Source organism: Streptomyces sp. RPA4-2 (genome assembly GCF_012273515.2).
GTDB lineage: Bacteria > Actinomycetota > Actinomycetes > Streptomycetales > Streptomycetaceae > Streptomyces > Streptomyces kaempferi.
Window position 1 is genome coordinate 1,232,363 of sequence record NZ_CP050975.2, and the last position, 20,385, is coordinate 1,252,747.

Here is a 20,385-nt window from a genome sequence, read left to right on the forward strand (position 1 = left end):
GGCAAGCCGTTCGAAGAGAAAGGGCACCCCATGTCCCACCAGGTGGCACCAGGGGAACTGAGCGTCCTGGTCGTCAAGCCGGACGGCTACCGCTCCCCTCAGGTACGTGAGTACGTCGACGTGCTCCTGGAGGCCTCACGGTTGAGCGTCGAGCTGCGCTACGAGGTCTGCCTGGAGGACGAGGACGTCATGGACACCTGGCCCAAGTTCGCCGGGCCCAAGTACCCGATCACCGCCGAACTGCTGAGGCTGTACCTCACCAGCGGACCGTGCGAGGTCGTCGTGGTGCGCGGACCCGATGTGGTCCGGCGGTGCGTGGAGGTGCGGAGCAAGGTGCGCGCACGGTTCGGCACGTCGGCGTTCGCCAACTGCGTGCACACGCCGACCGAGCCCCACGAGATCGCCCCCAACGTGGAGAAGTATCTGGTCAGCCTGCCCACGGGGCGGCCTTTCACCCGGCACCGGGACGAGGGCACCACCGAGGGGATCACCGGCCGGCTGGCCGCCCTGCCCCGGGCGGTTCTGCTCGGCGAGGCACGGGCCTTCTGGAGAACCGCGCGGGACGACGGCTGGCGCGCGGCCTGGCGCCCGCGGCAGGCGGGCGGGGCGTTCGACGCGTGCCTGCTGCCCGGCGATCCGCACTCCGTCGATCACGGCATGTCGCTGATCGCGGAGGCCTTGCCCGGGTCGACCCCGCGCGAGGTGATCTCGGCCTACGTGGAGGCCGAGGTGGAGGGCTGGTCCTGTCTGCTGACCGGTACCGAGACACAGGCCGGGGACCTCGCCGGGCTCCTGGCGGCACGGGGCCTGTACACCGAGGTCCGGCCCCGGACCGCCGTCTAGACCGTGTCCGGCCCCGGACCGCCGTCTAGACCGTGTCCGGCCGCTCCCGTCGGGCGGCCGGTGTCCGGTGCGGCGCCTCGCCGCGCAGGGTCGGACACGAACCGGGCCGGCCTCCCCGGCTGCCGTACGGCCCTGCCGCCACGTTCCCACACGCCGCCGCCCCTGCGGCCCCGCGCCCCACCGCCGCCCGCTTCCGCGCCGAAGAGCGTCAAATGAGCTTGGAGAGCCCCCGTATGCCGCTGCCCCCTCATCTCGTAGCCCCGGACCTCGTGCCCGAGCAACAGGCCGACAACGCCAGTGCCGTCTACTATCCGGTCTCCGACACCCGGATGGTGGCCGGGGAGGGCATCCACCTGTACGACTCCGACGGCCGCGGCTACATCGACTGCGCGTCCGCGACGTTCAATCTCAGTCTCGGCTACCGCCATCCCGCCGTGATCCAGGCCATCAAGGACCAGGCCGACCAGCTCATCCACGTGACGTCGGGTTTCCAGACCGCCCCCATCAACGCCCTCGCCCACCGCCTGGTGCAACTGGCCCCCAAGACCATCAGCAAGGCCCATCTGAAGGTGGACGGCGGCTCCGCCGCGAACGAGGGCGCCGTGAAGATGGCGCAGCGGATCACCGGCCGCAGGGACGTCATCACCCTGTTCCGCAGTCATGTCGGACAGACGGTGATGATGGCCAGCCTGTCGGGCAACGCCTTCCGCAAGCAGCCGCTGGCGCAGCTCTACCACGGTGGCCTCCAGGTGCCGGACCCGTACTGCATGCGCTGCTTCTACGGCCAGGACCCGCGCTCGTGCGGGCTGATGTGCGTCGACCGCATCAACGACTTCCTGGAGTTCGCCAGCAGCGGCAGCGTGGCGGCGGTGCTCGTGGAACCCATCTCGGGCAACGGCGGCAACATCGTGCCGCCGGACGGGTACTTCGCCGCGCTGCGCGAGCTGTGCGACACCCACGGCATGAAGCTGATCTTCGACGAGGTGCAGACGGGCATCGGCCGCACCGGGCGCATGTTCGCCGCCGAGCACTTCAGTGTCGACCCGGACGCCATCACCGTCGCCAAGGGGCTCGGCGGCTCCGGCGCCCAGGTCGCGGCCATCCTGACCAGCGACGAGCTGGCCGGTCTGCCGACCAACGACCACTCCTTCACCTACGGCGCCAACCTGCTGGCCGCCGCCGCGGCGCTGGCGACCCTGGACGTCATCGACGACCCGGACTTCCTGGCCAACGTCCGTGCGACGGGCGCGCACATCCTGGGCCGGCTGGAGGCCCTGCGCAGCACCCATCCGCACATCGCGGACGTGCGCGGAGTGGGTCTGATGATCGGTGTCGAGATCGTCGACGAGGCACGCCGTCCGAGTGCCGCGCTGACCAACCGGCTGGCCGAACGCGCCCTGGACCACGGGCTGGTCATCCGGACCTCTCGCTACGGACACGGCAACGTCCTCAAGATCCGTCCGCCGCTCGTCCTGACCCTCGAAGAGGCCGACGTCATCTGCGACCGGTTCACCGAACTGCTGCTGGCGGAGGGAATATGACGGGCCGTCAGCCGACGCTCGCCGCGGCGACGCGGCCTACCCTGGACAGCGACATCGCCTTCATCGGCGGCGGCTTCCGCACCACCACCTTCCTCGCCTCGGCCCATGCCCTCCTGCTGCGGCGCGTCCGCGTGTACGAGCGCGGCACCACGATGGGCCCCGGAGGCTTCGCCCGCTACGGCATCACCACCACCTCGATCGGCTCCCGCTTCTTCAAACACCTCGACCTGAGCGGCCCCTTCGTGCCCCGGGGCCGATCCTCCGCGCTGACGGACGTCGCCCGCGCCGAGCAGCCGGTCGCCATGGACCGGCTGGCCACCGCTTTGACCACGCTCGGACGTACGCTCCAGGACGCCCTCGGCGCGGACGGAGTGCGGCTGGGCAGCACGGTCGTCGCGGTGCACGCCGACCGCGACCGGCACCGGGTGGACGTCCGGCTCGCCGACGGCAGCACGGAGTCCGGCCGGCACGCGGTACTCGCCACCGGCCGGACCGAGCGCGCGCACCCGGAACTCGCCTGCTGGCGGCCGAAGGTGCTGCTGTCCGGCACCGTGATCTCCACGGCCCACCGGTCCGAGACCAAGGACCGGCTGCTCGCGGCGGGCGGGCGTCCGGTCGTCGTGGCGGGCAGTTCGCACAGCGCGATGTCCGCCCTGCAGATCCTGCTCGACCTGCGCGCCGAACTGCGCGCCGAACACCCCGGGGCACCGCTGCCCTCCGTCCAGGTCGTCCGCCGCGGGCCGGCCCGGCTCATGTACGACAGCGCGGACCTCGCCCGGTGCGGTCAAGTACCGGGCCGGGAGAGGCCGTTCGATCCCGCCTCCGACGTCTGCCCGACGACCGGCATCGTCTACCGCGACTCGGGTCTGCGCCATCGGTCACGGGCCCTGTACTGCGCTCTGTGGGCGGGCGAGCTGCCCGGCGCGACGCTCGTGGACGCCCCCGTCCTCGCCGTCGCGGCCGACCGGTTCGAGGAGGCCGCACTGGTCGTCCAGGCCCTCGGCTATCACGGGCAGGCTCCGGACCTGTACGTCGACGGTGTGCTGGTGCGGCCCGGCGACTCACCCGACCGGCTCCTCGCGGACGACGACGGGGCGCTCCTGGTCAACGGGGTCGCGCATCCCCTGCTGTCCGTGCTCCGGGTGGAGCCCACCCCGCTCGACCGGCGCGACAACACCGCCTACGCGAGCGACCTCTACCAGCGGCTGGCCGAACGTCTGGCCGCACAGTTCGTGGAGGCGGGCGCATGAGCGACGAACCCGTCCTCGACGCGCTGGCCGCCTTGCTGGTCCGGCGACGGACCACCGACGGGCGACCGTACGTGGTCGGAGTCACCGGAGTCGACACCGCGGGCAAGTCCCGGATGGCCGAACGGCTGCGTACCGTGCTGCACGCACGGGGCGTGCCCGTCGCCGTGGTGCACGTGGACGACTTCCACCGCCCCCGCGCGGAACGGTACGACTCCACGCTGCCGGCGCCTCGTCAGTACTACGAGCTCAGCATCGACTTCGCCCGCCTCGTCGCCGAAGTGCTCGCTCCCTTACGGACGGACGGCGTGCTCCACCGCTCCGTCGCCGCCCTCGACCTCCCCTCCGACGAGTGGCGAACGGTCCGTCACGACATCGGTCCCGGCACCGTGGTGATCCTGGAGGGCGTCTTCCTCTACCGCGCGGAGGTCCGCCCGTATGTCGACCTCTTCGTCCACCTGGACGTCGGCGAGGACACGGTGCTGGAGAGAGCCCGGCAGCGCGACCTGCCCACCCAGGGTGCGGAGGTCATGCGCAAGTACGCCGACAAGTACCTGCCCGCCCAGCGGGCCTATCTGGAGGAGCACCCGCCGCGGGAGCTGGCGCATGTCGTGATCGACAACTCCCGCTGGGAGGAGCCCGTCGTCCGGGTCTGGCCGGGCCGGTCCCGAGCCGTGCTGTTCGACCTGTGGAAGACGCTGGTCCCTCTGCCCGAGGAGTTGAAGCGGCGCACCTTCGAGGCCACCGCCGCGGCGCTCGGGCAGCACCCGGGGGACCTGGCCGACGTGTGGAAGCGCACCAGGGAAAAGCGTGAGACCGGCCCGTTCGCGGCGTATCTGGACTGGCTCCGCGACGAGGTGGCGGGCGCCTGGTCCCCGGCCCAGGCGGAGGAGGCGGCGGCGACCCGGCGACGGCTGCACGGTGAGGCCTTCGCCACTCCCCTGCCGGGCGCGGTCGAGGCGGTGGCAGCGGCCGGACGGCTCGGGCTGCGGACCGCGCTGGTCTCCAACTGCGCTTCCGACGTACGGGAGATGGTGCGGGGGTCCGCGTTCGCCGGACGCTTCGACGAACTGCTGCTGTCCGCGGAGACCGGCGTGATGAAACCCGACCCGGAGTTGTTCCGCACGGCCGCCGTCCGGCTCGGTGTGCCGCCGGAGGCCTGTCTCTTCGTCGGCGACGGCACCGACGGCGAACTGGACGGGGCCGTCGCGGCCGGCATGACCGCCGTCCTGGTCGAGTGCGGCGAGCCACGCTCCTGGACCGGGCCCCGGATCGCCTCCCTGCCCGAACTGACCGACCTTCTCATCACCGACCTCGCCAAGGGGTGACCCGCTGCCATGCACATCCACCACAAGGTCCTGCTCGTTCCCATGCAGCCGACTCCCAACGGCCGACTGCACATCGGCCATGGCGGCGGCACCTACCTCCGGGCCGACGTCATCGCCCGCGCGCTGCGCGCCCAGGGCCACGAGGTCGCGGTCGTCACCGGCAGCGACGTGTACGAGGACTGGGTGGTGGCCGCCGCCCACCGCGAAGGCCGTTCTCCCGAGGAGACGTACCGCGACCACCACACAGGGATCGCCCGCGATCTCTCCCGCCTCTCCATCGGGCTGGACGCCTGGATCGACCCTGCGGGGCAGACCCACCGGGACGCCTACCGGCAGCTCCACGAGGACGTCCTGACCCGGCTGCGGGCGACCGGAGCCGCCCGTACGGAGGACGAGCGCATCCCGTACGCGCAGGACACCGGCCGAGCACTGGTCGGCCCGTGGATCGCGGGCGAGTGCCCCCACTGCGGGCGCCCGTGCGGCGGCAGCACCTGCACCTACTGCGGGGAGTACTTCGTACCCGAGCAGTTGGTCCGCGCCCGTTCCCGGGTCGGTGACAGCCCGGTCGAGTGGCGTACCGAGCGGAACTGGTTCGCGACGGCCGACGATCCGCGGGCCATCGCCGACCGGCACCGCGCCGCGGGTCTGCGGCCGGTGTTCCTCGCGCCGCTGCTGCGCGCCCTGGACCAGCACGGCGGCCGCGTCCGGCTGACCGGCCAGGGCGACTGGGGCATCCGCGGCACGACCCTGCCGGCCGGCAAGGTGATCAGCAACGGCTACTTCCTGTACAGCGTCTACTGCGGCGAGGTGCACCGGGCGCTGACCGGGGCCGCGGTCAATCCCTTCACACCCGGCAGCGGTGTCACCACCGTCGGCCTGTTCGGCAGCGACAACTCCACCCCCGGACTGCTGGTCCCTGACGTGATCGCCCAGGGATCACAGGGAACCCTGGCGCCGTTCGACGCCACCGTCGTCAATGGCATGCTGCATTTCGAGGGCCACAAGTGCTCCACCAGCAAGCGTCACGGCATCTGGCTCTCCGAGTTGCTGGAGGGCACGTCCGTCTCCGCCGACGAGCTGCGCTACGCCCTGCTGCACGCGCCCCTCGACCACGGCCCGGCGGACATCGACCTCCGGACGCTCACCCACCACATCGATGCCCTGCGCACGTGGCGGGCCACGGTGCTGCGCCCCGCCCTCGACCGGCTGCGCGAACGGCCGCGCCCCGTGTGGCGGCCCGATCCGGCGCTCAAGGCCGCGGCCGACCAGTACGCGCTGCTCACCCCCTACGCCCCGGACCTGACGCGCGCCGTGACGGCTTTCGACGAATGGATCGGCAGTCCCCTCGAACCGGACGCGGGGTGGCTGGTGGGCGTGGCCCTGCTCGGCCGGCCGCTGCTTCCGGAACTGGCCGGCCACGTCTGGGCCCGACTGGGCCTTCCCGGCGAGCCCGGCCTGCGCCGAGCGGCACACCTCGAACCGCTGCCACCGCGGTCCCCGGCCGCCGCAGCGGGCCCGCTCCCCGGCCCGCTCACCCCGGCGAGCCTGCGGCAGTACGTGCACCTCCAGGAACCGGAGTGAGGGAAGCAGCGGGTGTGACCCGGGGACAGGGGCGCCGAGTCACTCTCGTCGGTGGCGGGCAGAGACGAACGCGCCGGAGGTCAGGTACGTGCGGGCGCGGCGCGTGCGGCCGTCATGGATTCATGAGCGGCCACGCGCGGTTCCTCCGAGGACCGGTGGGAGTCAGGGCGCATCGGCCACCATCGGGCGCGTCATGCCGACCATCATGCGGCGAGCAGCCGTGCCGTGTCGGGAACAATGGGCTCGTGAGCGACGTCATGGCTGAACACGAGGCGCACGCCGAACAGTTGGAGCGAAGGGTGTACGTCGGCCTGCGCGAGGACAACCTCGACCCGCGGCACGTCGTCGCCCTCGCCTGCGAACTGCTCGACCGGTCCCACTGCACCGACGCCGTCCTGGAGGTCGTCGAGCGGAGTCCCGCCGAGGTGTCGCCTGCGGAGATGACCGCCCTGGCCCGGCGCATCCTGGACGACACGGGCTTCGAGCCCGGGTTCGACCTCGCCCCCGAGCGTCTGGAGGTGTTGCGCACGGCACTGCGGATCGTAGCCCGCGACCTGCACACCCGTGGGATCGACGGCGCACCGGAGATCGAGGTCCTGGAGGACTGGTTCCCGGTGGGAGCCGGGGTCCGCCTCGCCGACGGCGAACGGCTCGACTGGGGCAGCCCCATCCTGCCGAACATGTGTGACGACCCCGCCATGGCACTCACCAGCCTGGCGACCATGATTCAGGAGAGCTTGCTCGAACGGACGTGGAGGGTCTGGCCGGTGTGCCCCCGACATGACCTCGGCGTCCATGGCTCGGAGCGGGGCGGCGCGGCCGTGTGGTGGTGCGCGGGCGATGGCGGACACCTGCTCGCGCCGGTCGGCGAACTCTCACGTGTACTCGGCCGCCGTCGCGGTGAGTAGGGTCGGCGCAGGACACGGACGTTCTGGCCACGCGGCCACGGCCCCGCCTCCGTCTCCGCCTCCACCTCAGCGATCCGTGGCAGGTGGGTCGATGGTGTCCGGGTCCGCCCGCCACCACGGCGCCGATGTGACGTCCTCGACGATCTGCGGTCGGCCTCACCTGCGGTGGCCTCCCACAGTAACTGTTGGGTGATCGTCGCCTCGATGTCCGCGGCACGTGTGCCATGATCCGGCGTGAAACCGGCAAGGGAGCCGTCGAGTCGGTGCACGTCGGCTCCTCTCGGCCGGTGGACGTGGCAAAGGTCGATCCGCGCCGCATCCTGGTGATGGGCTACTCACGTGGCAGCGAGGCGGCTCTGCTTCTCGCCGACGACTACCCCGGCCTCGTCCACGGCGCGGTCGTCTACTCGCCGTCAGCCCAGGTCAACGGCGGGATCCCGCTCTACTCCACCGCGGCCTGGACCAAGGACGGGGAGCCCGTCGCCGACGGACTCATCCCGCTCAACCATGTCAGCGGCCCCGTCATGGCCATCGCCGGAAGCGACGACCACCTGTGGACTTCGACTCTTTGGGCGCAGCAGATCGTCGAGGAACTCGACGCCTGCGGCAACCGGTATCCGCACCACGCACTGATCTATCCTCACGCCGGGCACGGTGTCGGAACCTTTCCGTACCTCGCAGCCGGAACCCGTTACCCTCTGACGGGCCGGGAGATCGACCTCGGTGGCACCCGGGCGGGCAACGCAGCCGCTCAAGAGGCGGGCTGGCACAGAGTCCTGGCGCTTCTTGCCTCTCTCGGCCCCTGAAGAGGTGAACAGTTCGCCGGCAGAAGGCACGGCGGAACTCGCTCCGCGGAACCGCGCCGCCATGCCGCCACCGCGTCGCCGCCACGCCGGGCTCCATGGCGGCGCGAGGCCGGGTCTCCGATCCCCGGGCCGAGGCACTTGCGGAGACAAGTTATATTCAGCCATCGCGCGGTGCTGGGACGGCACTTCAACAATCTCTTCCGGGGGCGGGGCATGAGGTGGCAGGGACTGTTTCGCCGTCGGGCGGAACCCCTTCATCCGCCTGTACGTGGTAAATGCGGCGCGGGCCGGCACGTGTTGCGCAGCGAGCGGCTGCTGCTCTATACGCCGCTCATCGCCCTGGACGTACTGGGGCCCGCGGCAGGTTGTTCCGACGGCGATGCGCAGCGCTGGCTGGGGTTCAGGGACGACCAACTGGTGCAGCACGAAGACACGCGAGAGTGCTTTTTGTACATGCGTGCGGACGACGACCTGTCCGGGTTCGCGCCTCGCGATCGCTTCAAAATGATGAGGAAGATCGAGCAGCACTCCGAACGTTTCGTCGAGCTGACCGCCGTGCACGTGGACGACGGCAGATATGCGGGCGCGACCAGCGTGGACCTGCACACCGGCGAGATCGGTGGCTGGCTGGCTCCCGGCTTCCGCCGGCAGGGACTGGGCGTCGAGCTGTTCCGCGCGGCCGTCCAGCTCGGTCACCGTCATCTCGGGCTCGAGGTCGTACGAGCCGGCGCGGAGCCGACGAACACCGCTTGTCGAGGAGCACTGACGGCAGCCGGTTTCGCCTCTGCCTCAGGACAGACACGGTTCACCCTGGGTGACGGACGTGAGGTCGACGCATGCTGGTACCGGCATCGGCAGGAGGCAACCTCACGCTGCCGAAGCTAAGTCCGCGCCAGTCGATAAGGGGCCCGATCCGGCGATCACAGGCGCCCTCCCCACGGAGAGGGGATCGCCGGCCTCACCCCAGCAACCGGCCCTGCAGAGCGACCGCCTGACGGAACGCTGTCTCCGCCTTGTCCGTATCGCCGTCGCTCCCGCCGGACTGGACGACCAGCGCGAGGACGTCGCCCGCGGCCAGGTAGGCCTCCCGGGTCTGGGTGGCGCCATAGGGCGCTTCGTCCACGTAGAGGTCGGCGTGGACGCCGTCGGTGGACTCGGTGGAGTCGAGCGGTCGGTCCGCGCCGACATCGGCGGCACCGGCCAGCGCATGGGCCGGTGTGGTTCCGGCGAAGTCCTGGACGTAGAGGGAGTTCACGACCGCTCCCGACTTGAACTGGAGCAGATAGATCCGGACGCGGCCGCCGCCGGCGGTGGTCCAGCCGCGGGCGGCGATGTGCCGCAAGGCCTGGGCGTGGAGGAGTCCGGTGACCGTGGCCCGTTCGTCGGCCGACGCGTACTCGGCCGCCAACCGGGAAACCGGGAGCCAGCCGTCGTCGCCCTCCAGCTCCCGATTCTCACGGTCGCCCTCCGGCACGGGCAGCACCAGATCCCGGAGGTCGGCGTAGTGGACGTTGCCGGAATTGACGGAGTCGAACGGGCGGGGCCTGCCCGGCGGCAGCGGTGCTCCGGTCAGCTCCGGATAGGTCTGCCGGCCGTCGTGGACAGTGCCGAGACCGGGCAGATCGGATCGGTCGAGTCGGGTCACGCCGTACGCGGTGCCGCAAGCGGCCAGCAGCAGGAGGGCGACGGCGGCCGCCCAACGGCCCGAAAGGTGGCGGGTGTTCGAGGGTGCGTCGTCGTCCGGGGCGGCATCGCCGGACGCGAGGGCGTCGCGGACCGGCTCTCCCGGGCCGCTGTTCTCCTCACCTTCCTGATGGAGGTCGTCGATGGTCACAGCCGGGGGGCCGCCCTGCACACCTCCGACGCGGGCTGTGCCGCTGACGATCTGGAGGGGACCCGCCGTAGGTCGGACAACTAGGCGTGGGGATCGGCGCATTGACCTCGGATCCGTTGCGGTTGGGCGCGCGAGATCAGCCGTTCGCGGGAGGAAGCCCTCTCGGCCGTCGCGACCCTCGGCCGGTGAGCGGTGGGTGGAGCCCGCGCTCGAGATATCGGTCGAGCAGGCGGGAGCGGTCAGTCCGCGATCGAGGTGTGCGTCGGCTCCGCCGACCGGGCCCGCATGACCGTCCGGGTGTAGTGCACGAGAGCCTCCGGCGTGAGGTCCTCGAGAACCTTCCGGGCTCCGGCTATGACCTCGGAGGCCGCGCGGACCAGGGACTCCTCGTCGAGCGGCCGTACCGGCAGGCGGGCGTCCGCGGCGACGAGGGCCCGGAGCACTGCGTCCAGGTTCGGCGTGCCCGCCTCGCGGATGGTGAAGGACAGGTGCACCGAGGAGGCGTCCTCGGCGGCCGCGGCGGCGTGCGCGAATCCGCGCGGCACGTACAGGACCTCCCCGGCCCGCAGCACGGAGTCGAGCAGCGGTTCCCCGGGGTCTTCGGCGACAAGGCCCGGCTCCCAGTTCCCGTCGGCCGGTCCGGAGTACACCTTCCACCTCTTGACGGCGCTGACCTGGACGGCCAGGACGTCGGCGTCGTCACGGTGCACCGGCCGTCCCTGGGTGCCCGCCGGTGTGACGAAGCAGAACGCCTCCACCTTGCGCCCGAAGTGCTCGGCGAGTTCGTCGGTGAAGGCACGCACCCCGGCCACCCACTGGTCGACGTGACGCAGCAGCAGGGTCGCGTGCTCCTCTCGGATCAGGTGGCGGACGGCGCCGGCGTCGACGTATCCGGCCGCCATGGTGCCCGCCACCTCCCGGGCGGTGCAGTAGCGTTCACGCGGCACGGCGCCGCTCTCGTGCGTGACCTCCACATACGGGACGTGGAGCAGCCCCGAGTCGAGGAGCCGGTCCACGTCGGCCACCGTGAGGAGGTCGACCGGAGGGTTCGCGGGGCGCATGACCGCAGGCGCCTTCCTCCACTGTCCGGCGAAGAAGGTGTCGCGGTCGACGACACAGCGCTCAAACGCGTTCATGGCCGTTCTCATCCCTTTTGGTGCTGATTCTTCCATCGGTCTCCGCCGTACCGCTGTTCGGCCGGTGCCGGACGGCCTGCGGCCGGTGCTCGCCCAGCCGACCCGGTTCGTCACACGGACAGGGGCACCTTCCCGGCGATCGCCTCCGGGGTGGGGTCGACCGAGTACGAGAGCTCGTAGAACTCGCGGGCCAGGGCGGTGTCACCGAGTTCCCCGTGGGCCCAGCCGAGGAAGAACCCGGCGGCCGCGACGGGGAGGCCGCCCAACGGGAGGATCCGCTCCCATGCCCGGACGGCCGCTTCCAGGTCGCCGGAGCAGGCCAGCGCACGGCCGCGCACGGCCCAGGCCCGGTGGTCGTTGGGGTTGATGGCGACGAGCCTCGCCGTGGAGTCCAGAGCCTGCCGGACCTCCCCGTATCCCAGAAGGGTCTTGGACAACGTCTCGAACATGGGGAAGGCGTGGTCGTTCCACGACAGGCTGTCCAGCGCGTCCGTGCCGGGCCGGGCCGCCTCCAGGGCCTCGGCGGCCCGGCCGAGGAGCTCCATGGTCCCCTCCTCGTCCCCTCGCAGGTACGGCTCGAAGGCGATCGCCCGGTAAAGGGTGTGTTCGGCCAGGTGGCGCGCCATCCCCGTCCCCGGTGTCTCCTCCATGGCACGGCGGGCGAGTTCCACGGCCCGGTGGAACGCCGGCGTCGCGTGGCCGCGTTTGCCGTCGAGCACGACGATGTAGTTGGCGAGCCGCAGGCGGGCGGCGGGCGCCATCCCAGGGTCCGCCGCCGCCCGCAGGGCACGGTCCTCCAGAACGGACCGGGCTTGCGGGTACAGCCGCATGAACGCCTGCAACTCGGCGCGGACCATGTCCGGCCGGAAGGTATGGGTGGTGACGTCCGCGTCGAGGAGACCGAGGATCTCGGCGGCTCCGAGCGGATATCCCAGGCGCAGCAGGAGTTCGGCGGCGACACCTCGCTCGGCGGAGGACAGGGTCGCGCCTCGGCGGCAGACCTCGTCCACCCGGGTCCACAGGTCGCTCGCCAGATCCGCGGGCAGCCCGGCGAAGTCGGCGGTCATGGCGTCCACTCGGTCCCAACTGGCCGCGTTCAGCACGCGCAGCGCCGGATGCGGCACGCTGTTGAAGGGGGGAAGCGCGTGTGCCGTTCCCTCGGCCAGGTGCCGCGCGACGGTGTGGGTGATGTGCGCGTCGTTGCTGGACAGCGCGACGGGGTCACCGAGGCCGACATGGACCGGGCAGGCGACCGGCCGCCCTGCTTCCGTGAGCGCCAGGAGTCTTCGGCTGAGCGCGGGACCGTCGTCCACAGTTCGGTACGCGGGGAGTTCCACCATCATTCAACGCCTTCGGTTCAACGCGGCGGCCGCGCCCCTGAACCGCACGACGGCGCCGCCGCCACCAGCAACGGCAATGGCAATGGCAATGGCAATGGCAACGGCAACGGCAACGGCCGCACGAATTCCAGCTGTTACGAGAAATTCCAAGGACACTGTGCGGCTCTCGCGCGAGGAATTCCGCCGGCTGCGCGGGGCGCGTCACATATGATTCCGAGTCCGCCACGAGAGCCTTCTCCGGGCACCTGTCCCCGCCCGCTCCTTGTGACGTCTCCCGTCCGTCGGTGCCGTCATCCGACGGGTCTCGTCATTCCGGGACCGTGCCCGCCGGCCGCCGGGCCGGCGGGCACCTCCGATCAGGAAAGCGCCGATCAGATGTAGTGCAGCTGGCAGCCGTCGACGGCCGAGCAGTAGCCGGCCTCGGTCTTCTGCGGGCCCTGGGCCGCGGCGGCGGGAGCCACCAGAGCGCCACCGACGACGACGGCGGCCGCGAGTGTGATCGCGACACGCTTGGCGGCGGAAACGTTCTTGAGAGACTCGGGGAGTTCCATGTTCACCTCTTGCATAGCCGAGCAGATACTCGGAGGACGAGCGGCGGTTGTTTACCGCGGACACAATTTCGCACCTGTCTCCGCCGTTCGGTAGTCGCCTTGTCGCGTCCTTGTCGCACCCAGAAAGCCTTTGACGGATCCCTGACTGACGTCGATGGTTCGTGACGGTCCGTCGGATGATTCGGCGCCCCGCGCCGCGCTTCTGGTCATGCGCCGCCGAGGGTGTCGGCGACCCTCAGGCGAGGTGCTCGCGGAACCAGTCGACGGCGGCGCCGCTCGCCGTGTCGAACCGCGTGGTGTACGGGTCGAAGTGGCCGCCCGGGATCGTCCGCAGCCGCTTGGGCTCCAGCGCGCGCTCGTAGGCCGCGAGGGCCATGTCGGTCACGGTGACGGTGTCGTTGAGCGCGACCACCATGAGCAGCGGCGTGGGCGAGACCCTGTCGACCCAGATGCCGGGCTCGTACATGCGCGCGGCCCGGGTGGAGCGGACCGTGACCTCGTTCTCCCACACACCGTCGGGCACGGGCTGGAGGTAGAAGTCGATGGCCTCCTGCGTACGGTACGACGCGGGCACCGCCGGGTCGCTGCCGACGACGGCCACGGTGCGGGGGGCCTCGCCACGCAACTGGGCGCGCTCGTCCTCGGAGAATCCCTCCTCCAGGGCCGCGACGGCCTCGGGGACCACACGGCGCCGACCCTGCTCGAAGCCGCTGATGGTCGGCACCTGGGAGACCACGGCCCGCAGTCGGCGGTCCGTCGCGCCCAGCACGATCGCGTGGCCGCCGGCGTAGCTGGTGCCCCACAGGCCGATCCGCTCCGGATCGACCTCGGGGAGGCTCTCCAGGAAGGAGATGGCCCGCCGCCAGTCGGCGATCTGGCGCCATGGGTCGACATCCTGACGCGGCCGGCCGTCGCTCGCCCCGAAGCCGCGATGGTCATGGACCAGCACGACGAAGCCGCTCTCGGCGAAGGCCCGCGCGAACGGTTCGAGACCGTGCTCCTTGGCCGCGGCGTAGCCGTGGGCCATGGTGATCGCCGGATGCGGCCCCGGGCCGTCCGGCAGGAAGAGCCAGCCACGCAGCTGTACCGCGCCGTCGGCCCTGAACTGGACATCCTTGCGCTGAATCATGGAACGACCTTCTCAAGAGGGAGGGCCTTCAGCCCTCGCGGACTTCCGCGCGAAGGTGTTGCCTACCCCTGCGGGCGGGAGGTGTTCGCGTCGGGGAGGCTGTCGGTGCGGTGGGCCCCGGCGAGGAGGCGGTCGAGGTGGGTGGCGACGTGGGCCGCCTGCTCGATGTGCGCCCAGTGGCCGGCCTCGGCCACCGATACCGCTGTCACGGCGGTGAAGCGGGGCACGATCGCGTCGTCGACCATGTCCTCGGTGACGAACCCGTCGCGCTCACCGCGGAGGATGAGCACCGGGCCGGCGTGGGCGCTCGGCCGTTCACCCTGGGGGTGGCCGGTGTTCCAACAGTCGGCGATGGCGCGGACGGCCTCCGGACGCATGTGCCGCCCGGTCGCCACCAGCCGGTCGAGCTCGGCCTCCGGGAACGCGGCGGACAACTGTTCGCGTATGCCCCGCTGCCCGTCCGCGTCGCCGCCCAGCGAGCGGAACGGTTCGATCATCTCGTCGGGCAGGTGTACGCCCGCGAGGGGCACCGGGGTCACCAGTGCGAGTCCGCGGGCCCGCTCCGGTCGCCGCACCGCGACCAGTTCGGCCACGGCAGCGCCCATGCTGTGACCGACGAGCACGAAGGGCTTGCCGAGGGCGTCGACGACCCGGCCCGCCTCGTCGGCGAACCGGTCGTAGTCGTAGGGCCCCTCCACCGCGTCGCGGTCGCCGCAGCCGGCCAGGTCGAGAGTGACGCACTCGATGCCGGGTGTGGTGAGCCGGGAGATCAGGCGGTCCCAGGCGTACTGGTCGTCGAGGAAGCCGTGGACGAAGACCACGGCCAGGTCTCCGTCGCCGGTGCGCCGGTACCGTACGTCGGTGTCGGCGACGCGTTCCGTCTTCATGGATGTCCTCACTGTCCTGGAGCGGACGTCGCCCCGGAAGGGGGCCGGTCCTGGCTTGCGATGGGGGAAGCCGGTCGCCGCGTGTTCTCGTGCGGGCGGCTGCCGCCGGGCCTGCGACGGCCGCCTCGGGCGCTGTCGGGCAGGCGCCGGTTTCCTGTGGGTGGTCCCGTCCTGCGGTGGCCCCCGCCACACGGTTCCCGCGGGGGGCATGCGCGGTCGGGCCCCGGCCGACGGGCAGGGGCCGCAAGGTTCACCAGCGCGGACTTCCCTCGGCCAGCTGCAGTTCGCCCCTTCCGAACGAGAAGCTCTCGTTCGGCACCGGGACCAGGGCGATGAAGATGTCGTCGGGCGAGACACCGAGCGCCTCGACGACGAGTCGGTTGATGGCCGCGGACACCGCCCGCTTGTCGTCCAGGGGCCGGTGGGCCCCGAGGAGAACCGTGATGATCATGGCGTCCGAGGTGCGCTGCATGCCCATGAACGTCGGGTCGAGGAACAGTTCGTCCTCGCCGTGTTCGCTGATCACGATGAAGCGGTCGCCCTCGGGGATGCCGAGCCCCTGTACCAGCGACTGGTTGAGCGCGTCGGCGAGCGCGCGCTTCTGCTGCGACGAGAAGCGGTTGGCGGGGATGTGGGCGTTGAAGACCGGCATGGGGGGCTCCTTCGGGGAGTGCGGTGTCGGGTTGCCCGACCGTTCGGAGGGCCTGGTCACGGCCCCGGTTGCGACGCTGCTGCCCTGGATGTCCACGGCGCACGACACGAGCCTGCCGGGCGCGGATGTGGTCGGGGCGGGCGTCGGTGCCGTCAGGCCTTGGTGGCTCCGGAGGGGGACCAGTCGGCGCTGTCCACCGGCGACCACCCGTCCGGGCGCTCGTCGAGGCGGTGACTGCGCTTTCCCAGACGCTCGCTCAGGATGTCCGCCGGCAAGGGCGTGACGAACGCATTGTCGGCCAGGGTGTACTCGGCGGCGAGGCGGCCGACCGCCGGAATCGCCCCGGTGTCGATCCGTCCGTTCTGGGCGTAGACGTCGTCCCGGATGTGGAAACGCACGACCTTGCCCCAGACGACCTGGTCGTTGACGTCGCCGGCCTTGATGATCCGGTCGAGCGTGCATTCCATGGCGATCGGGGAGTCCTTCACACGCGGCACCCTGACCACTTCACACGCCTCTTTGGCCAGGCCTACCTCGTCGAACTCGTCCTGGGAGCCGTCGAACTCGATCGCACTGCGATGCATCTCGTGGGCCTGTGGAAGCGTGACCAGGTTGGTGACGAACTCGCCGCTGTCCCGGATGTTGACGAACGTGTCCTTCAGCGTCCCGTCCGACCGCGGCTGCAGGGTCAGGGACACCATCGGGGGGACCCGGCTCACCACGGTGAAGAACGAGATCGGCGCCAGGTTGGCGACACCGGATGACGACAGGGTGCTCACCCAGCCGATCGCACGCGGTGTGACCGCGCCGATGAGCAGCTTGTACGCGGATCTCGCGTCCAGTTCGTCACTGTTGATGATCACGTTGACAGCCTCTCTGGCGTCCACGGCGGCCTACCGCCGGTGAGCCGTCCGCCTTCTCGGAACCGCCCGGGGTCCGCTCCGCGATCAGCGGCACGGTGTGGGCAGGGTGTGTGGGCAGGGGTTTCCCTGGGGATAGGTGCGCCGTCGCGGTCGCGGTCGCGGTCGCGGTCGCGGTCGCGGGGGTCATGGTCGCGGGATCAGTTGGCCGCGGAATCAAAGAACTCAAGGCCCTCGAGCACGTCGCGCCCCTTGGCGGTGTCGGCGTACAGCCGCGCCTCCGTGATCAGTCCGTCGGTCACCGCGAACAGCAGGAGGTGCTCGTTCTCCATCGTGCGGCCGTTCTTCGCCCTCGCTCGGGCCCGCACGGGGACCACCACGTGTGACCCGGCGTCGAGCACCGTGTGGAGGTCGTAGTGGAAGTAGTCGTAGTAGTGGTCGAAGAGATCCTTGTAGAAGGCCACGAAACCCTCCCGCCCGTGGAACGTCCCGCCGTAGGGCAGTGAGGTGGGGAAATGGAAGGCCACGTCCGGCGACATCAGCGTCACCAGGTCGGACGAGTCGTTCTTCTCGAATCCGGTGTAGGCGCGGTGGCAGGCATCCACGATCGCCTGGTTGCTCGACATGCTTCCTCCATGCTCATGGCTGAGTGCGGTGCTGGGTGAACAGGCGTCCACGCACCTTGGGTTCCGTCCGGCCGTCCACGGAGGGACCGGAGGCACCGGCACCGGGGCGGGCCGATCGGCTCGCGAGACGCGTGCCGGGCCGGAGGCCCGACGGTGCTCGGGCGGTCACCGAGCTGTCACCGAGCGGCTTCGCGGGCCGAGGGAGCGGTTGTGTCTGCCGACGGCCCGATATCAGCTAAGTTCCCATTCGGAACTCAGGAAGTCAAGGCTGGGTTCCAGATCGCGACCCTGGGGTTATCCTGACACCATGGAGTGGCGTGAAGTAGATCTGGGCAATTGCAGCGTCGCCGCGACCCTGGGACTGATCGGGGAGCGGTGGACCCTGCTCATCCTGCGTGAGGTCTTCGCCGGGCTGCACCGCTTCGACGAGATCGCGGAGCACCTCGGGGTCTCCCGTCGGGTCCTGACCGAACGCCTGGGGCAGCTCGTCGACGCCGGGCTGCTGGAGCGCCGGAGCTACCAGGAGGCCGGTCAGCGCGCACGCCACGAGTACCACCTCACGTCGCCCGCCCACGACCTGCAGTGGGTTCTGGCCGCCCTCCTGCAGTACGGAGACACCCATCTCGGCGGCCCGGAGGGCCCGCCGACGCTGCTGAACCATGCGGGGTGCGGCGGCCAGGTGCACGTCGAGCTGCGCTGCTCCTGCGGGCACGAGGTCGCCGGCTCCGAGGTGGTGCCGATCACCGGCCCCGGCGCCACCGGCACGTCCCCCTGACCCCTCCGAAGGAGGCGCCGACATGACCGCACCCGCATCCACTCCCCTGGCCTACGAGGTTCTCGTCCAGGACGGGACGCCCCGGGTCGGCGACGAGCGGCTGCCCAACGGTGAAGTGCTCGTCTCCTCGCCCCTCACGTCGACGCTGATCTTCGGGGACGAGGACGCCGTGCTGGTCGACCCGCCCCTCACCATCGAGCAGACCCAGCGGGTGGGCGACTGGATCGAGCGCTCCGGCAAGCGCCTGGCCTGCGTCTACGCCACCCACGGGCATGGCGACCACTGGTTCGGCACCGCCGATCTCGTGAAGCGGTTCCCCGGCGCCACCGTCTACGCGACCCCCGGAACCATCGAGATCATGCACCAGCAGGCCACCGAGGGACGCGAGCAGCTGTGGGACAAGCGCTTCCCCGGCCTGATCCCCGACACCCCGGTGCTGGCCCGGCCCGTGCCCCCCGAGGGCTTCCCGCTGGAGGGCAACCTCCTCGAGGCCGTCGAGGTCGGCCACACCGACACCGACAGCACCACGGTCCTGCACGTGCCGTCGATCGGGCTCGTGGTCGCCGGCGACGTCGTCTACAACGGCGTGCACCAGTACATCCTCGAAGGGGGCGGCGGCGGCCTGCAGGAATGGCTCCTGGCCCTCGACCGCGTCGCCGCGCTTCAGCCGCGCTCCGTCGTGGCCGGTCACAAGAACAAGGATCTGCCCGACGACCCGGCCACCATCGAGGAGACGCGCCAGTACCTGCTCGACGCCATCCGGCTGCTCGACCGGAACCCCACTCCTCGCGAGTACTTCGACCAGATGACGGCCCTCTACCCGGATCGGCTCAACCCGGGCCCGGTGTGGTACGGAGCGGTCGGCCTGCTCGGAGCCTGAAAGAGCGTTTCTGTACCGATGAGGTCGCCCGGATCACGCGACCTCAGGCAGCCCGCCCACGGGCCGTCCTTCGCGGTCATGCCTCCCGGTGCCGACCCTTCACTCAGCGTGACGTGTCACGGATTGACGCTCACCGTGACGGCATCCAAGCTGGTGTCAGGGCTGGTGGAAGGGACCGCGACGGTGAGTGGCGGAAAGAGTGAACTCCCCCGGCTGCTGACGGCCGCGGAGACAGCGGCTCCGGCAGACGCCGTCGACGTGATCGCGCACGACCTACGGCGGCGATTCAACGCCACGAAGGTCTCCTTCCTCATCGTCGACCTGACAGGGAAGTCGGTGGCACGGCTGTCCACCGCCGGAACGGTGGGATGTGGGCGGGAGGCGGAACGGATCCCGATGCCCGGCAGTGTCTATGAGCAGGTGATCCGCACCCAGCGGCTGTATCAGGAGGTCACCGGCCGGGGACAGCGGGTGATCGTGCCGGTCACCAACCGGGGGGATGCGATCGGGCTGCTGGAACTGCTCCTGCCGGCCGCCCCCGGCGAAGACATCCTCGACGCGGTCGGGGAAGCCGCCCATGTCCTGGCCTACATCGTGATCGCCAACGAGCGCTTCACCGACTTCTACACCTGGGGCAAACGCTCCAGACCGCCCACCCTCGCGGCGGAGATCCAGTACCAGCTGCTCCCCCCGTCGCTGTCGTGCGAGGCCGCGCAGTTCACGCTGTGCGGGAGCCTGGAGCCCTCCGAAGACCTCAGCGGCGACACCTTCGACTACACCCTGGACCGGGACGCGCTGCATGTGTCGGTGACCGACCCCATGGGTCACGACATCGGCGCCGCGCTCGCCGCCACGGTCCTGGTGGGCGCCCTGCGCGGCGCCCGCCGCGCCGGAGCCGACCTGGCCGAACAGGCCCACCTGGCGGACCGGGCCCTGGCCGACCACGGCCAAGGCCACGCCACCGGGCAGCTGCTGCGCATCGGCCTCCACACCGGACAGGCGCAGCTCGTCAACGCCGGTCACCCCTGGCCCCTGCGCATGCGCGACGGGATCGCGGAGGTGATCGCCTGCGAAGTGGACCATCCCTTCGGACTGAGCGTGCGCTTGCCGCACCCCTACCGCGTCCAGGACATCGACCTGCGCCCCGGCGACCGTCTGCTCATGCTGACCGACGGCATGCTCGAACATCACGGGGAGGAGATCGACCTGGCCGCCCTGTTGGAGCGCACCCAGGACCTGCATCCACGTGAGACCGCGCTCATGCTGACGTCGGCGGTCCGGGACGCCGCCGGGGGCCGTCTCGAAGACGATGCCACCGTGATGTGCCTGGACTGGCACGGCCCTCAGGAGACCCAACGACACGTCAGCTCCGGCGCGGACACCCAACAAGCCTCGGCCGGCCGCGCGAAACGGCAGCCGTGACCGGCAAGCCCCCCGACCTCGTCGCGCCGCCGTGCCCGG

General features: G+C 70.9%; 20 protein-coding genes. 11 read left to right on the forward strand and 9 right to left on the reverse strand.

Going from position 1 to position 20,385, the window contains the following annotated elements; translation table 11 throughout:
• Window positions 1–30: 30 nt before the first annotated feature.
• The 8 genes from HEP85_RS05010 (at window position 31) to HEP85_RS05045 (ending at window position 9,139) form a co-directional block, all read left to right on the forward strand.
• Entirely contained in the window at window positions 31–843 is an 813-nt protein-coding gene (locus HEP85_RS05010; RefSeq protein WP_168526547.1) for a hypothetical protein, read from the forward strand.
• Window positions 844–1,055: 212 nt separating this feature from the next.
• The gene (locus tag HEP85_RS05015) at window positions 1,056–2,384 is read left to right on the forward strand and encodes an aspartate aminotransferase family protein (protein WP_248001840.1); all 1,329 of its coding nucleotides are present in this window, start codon (window positions 1,056–1,058) and stop codon (window positions 2,382–2,384) included.
• Window positions 2,381–3,634 (forward strand): hypothetical protein, encoded by a 1,254-nt coding sequence (locus tag HEP85_RS05020; RefSeq protein WP_168526549.1) that lies wholly within the window; start codon window positions 2,381–2,383, stop codon window positions 3,632–3,634. The genes HEP85_RS05015 and HEP85_RS05020 overlap by 4 nt, the downstream gene beginning before the upstream one ends.
• A complete protein-coding gene (locus tag HEP85_RS05025; RefSeq protein ID WP_168526551.1) occupies window positions 3,631–4,959 on the forward strand; it encodes an HAD-IA family hydrolase in 1,329 nt (442 codons plus the stop codon). Before HEP85_RS05020 ends, HEP85_RS05025 begins: the two co-directional genes overlap by 4 nt.
• Window positions 4,960–4,968: 9 nt before the next feature.
• Window positions 4,969–6,540 (forward strand): class I tRNA ligase family protein, encoded by a 1,572-nt coding sequence (locus HEP85_RS05030; protein WP_369657602.1) that lies wholly within the window; start codon window positions 4,969–4,971, stop codon window positions 6,538–6,540.
• Window positions 6,541–6,785: 245 nt separating this feature from the next.
• Window positions 6,786–7,448 (forward strand): hypothetical protein, encoded by a 663-nt coding sequence (locus HEP85_RS05035; protein ID WP_168533351.1) that lies wholly within the window; start codon window positions 6,786–6,788, stop codon window positions 7,446–7,448.
• A 224-nt stretch (window positions 7,449–7,672) separates the two neighbouring features.
• Window positions 7,673–8,254 carry an acyl-CoA thioester hydrolase/BAAT C-terminal domain-containing protein gene (locus HEP85_RS05040; protein WP_168526555.1) on the forward strand — a complete coding sequence of 194 codons (582 nt, stop codon included), beginning with the start codon at window positions 7,673–7,675 and terminating at the stop codon, window positions 8,252–8,254.
• A 294-nt stretch (window positions 8,255–8,548) separates the two neighbouring features.
• Window positions 8,549–9,139, forward strand: a complete 591-nt coding sequence (locus tag HEP85_RS05045; RefSeq protein ID WP_168526557.1) for a GNAT family N-acetyltransferase — start codon at window positions 8,549–8,551, stop codon at window positions 9,137–9,139.
• Window positions 9,140–9,212: 73 nt separating this feature from the next.
• Here the strand turns inward: HEP85_RS05045 and HEP85_RS05050 are convergent, their stop codons facing one another.
• The 9 genes from HEP85_RS05050 to HEP85_RS05090 form a co-directional block, all read right to left on the reverse strand.
• A complete protein-coding gene (locus tag HEP85_RS05050; protein WP_369657603.1) occupies window positions 9,213–10,088 on the reverse strand; it encodes a hypothetical protein in 876 nt (291 codons plus the stop codon).
• A 239-nt stretch (window positions 10,089–10,327) separates the two neighbouring features.
• On the reverse strand, window positions 10,328–11,224 hold the full coding sequence (locus HEP85_RS05055; RefSeq protein ID WP_168526561.1) for a cupin domain-containing protein: 897 nt from the start codon (window positions 11,222–11,224) through the stop codon (window positions 10,328–10,330).
• A 110-nt stretch (window positions 11,225–11,334) separates the two neighbouring features.
• Window positions 11,335–12,567 (reverse strand): hypothetical protein, encoded by a 1,233-nt coding sequence (locus tag HEP85_RS05060; protein ID WP_168526563.1) that lies wholly within the window; start codon window positions 12,565–12,567, stop codon window positions 11,335–11,337.
• Window positions 12,568–12,935: 368 nt separating this feature from the next.
• Complete coding sequence (locus HEP85_RS05065; RefSeq protein WP_168526565.1) at window positions 12,936–13,115, reverse strand: hypothetical protein; 180 nt, start codon at window positions 13,113–13,115, stop codon at window positions 12,936–12,938.
• 235 nt (window positions 13,116–13,350) lie between these two features.
• Window positions 13,351–14,244: an alpha/beta hydrolase gene (locus HEP85_RS05070; RefSeq protein WP_168526567.1), complete on the reverse strand. Its 894-nt coding sequence runs from the start codon at window positions 14,242–14,244 to the stop codon at window positions 13,351–13,353.
• Between the two features lie 62 nt (window positions 14,245–14,306).
• Window positions 14,307–15,131, reverse strand: coding sequence for an alpha/beta fold hydrolase (locus tag HEP85_RS05075; protein ID WP_168526568.1), 825 nt, complete (start codon window positions 15,129–15,131; stop codon window positions 14,307–14,309).
• A gap of 250 nt (window positions 15,132–15,381) precedes the next feature.
• Window positions 15,382–15,783, reverse strand: coding sequence for a tautomerase family protein (locus HEP85_RS05080; protein WP_168526570.1), 402 nt, complete (start codon window positions 15,781–15,783; stop codon window positions 15,382–15,384).
• Window positions 15,784–15,935: 152 nt separating this feature from the next.
• Window positions 15,936–16,646, reverse strand: coding sequence for a flavin reductase family protein (locus tag HEP85_RS05085; RefSeq protein WP_168526572.1), 711 nt, complete (start codon window positions 16,644–16,646; stop codon window positions 15,936–15,938).
• Between the two features lie 197 nt (window positions 16,647–16,843).
• Entirely contained in the window at window positions 16,844–17,269 is a 426-nt protein-coding gene (locus HEP85_RS05090) for a nuclear transport factor 2 family protein (protein ID WP_168526574.1), read from the reverse strand.
• 307 nt (window positions 17,270–17,576) lie between these two features.
• Between HEP85_RS05090 and HEP85_RS05095 the strand changes: the two genes are divergently transcribed.
• The 3 genes from HEP85_RS05095 (at window position 17,577) to HEP85_RS05105 (ending at window position 20,346) form a co-directional block, all read left to right on the forward strand.
• Window positions 17,577–18,044 (forward strand): helix-turn-helix domain-containing protein, encoded by a 468-nt coding sequence (locus tag HEP85_RS05095; RefSeq protein WP_168526576.1) that lies wholly within the window; start codon window positions 17,577–17,579, stop codon window positions 18,042–18,044.
• A 22-nt stretch (window positions 18,045–18,066) separates the two neighbouring features.
• Complete coding sequence (locus HEP85_RS05100; protein ID WP_168526578.1) at window positions 18,067–18,924, forward strand: MBL fold metallo-hydrolase; 858 nt, start codon at window positions 18,067–18,069, stop codon at window positions 18,922–18,924.
• A gap of 213 nt (window positions 18,925–19,137) precedes the next feature.
• Window positions 19,138–20,346, forward strand: coding sequence for a PP2C family protein-serine/threonine phosphatase (locus tag HEP85_RS05105; protein WP_248002451.1), 1,209 nt, complete (start codon window positions 19,138–19,140; stop codon window positions 20,344–20,346).
• Window positions 20,347–20,385 lie beyond the last annotated feature (39 nt).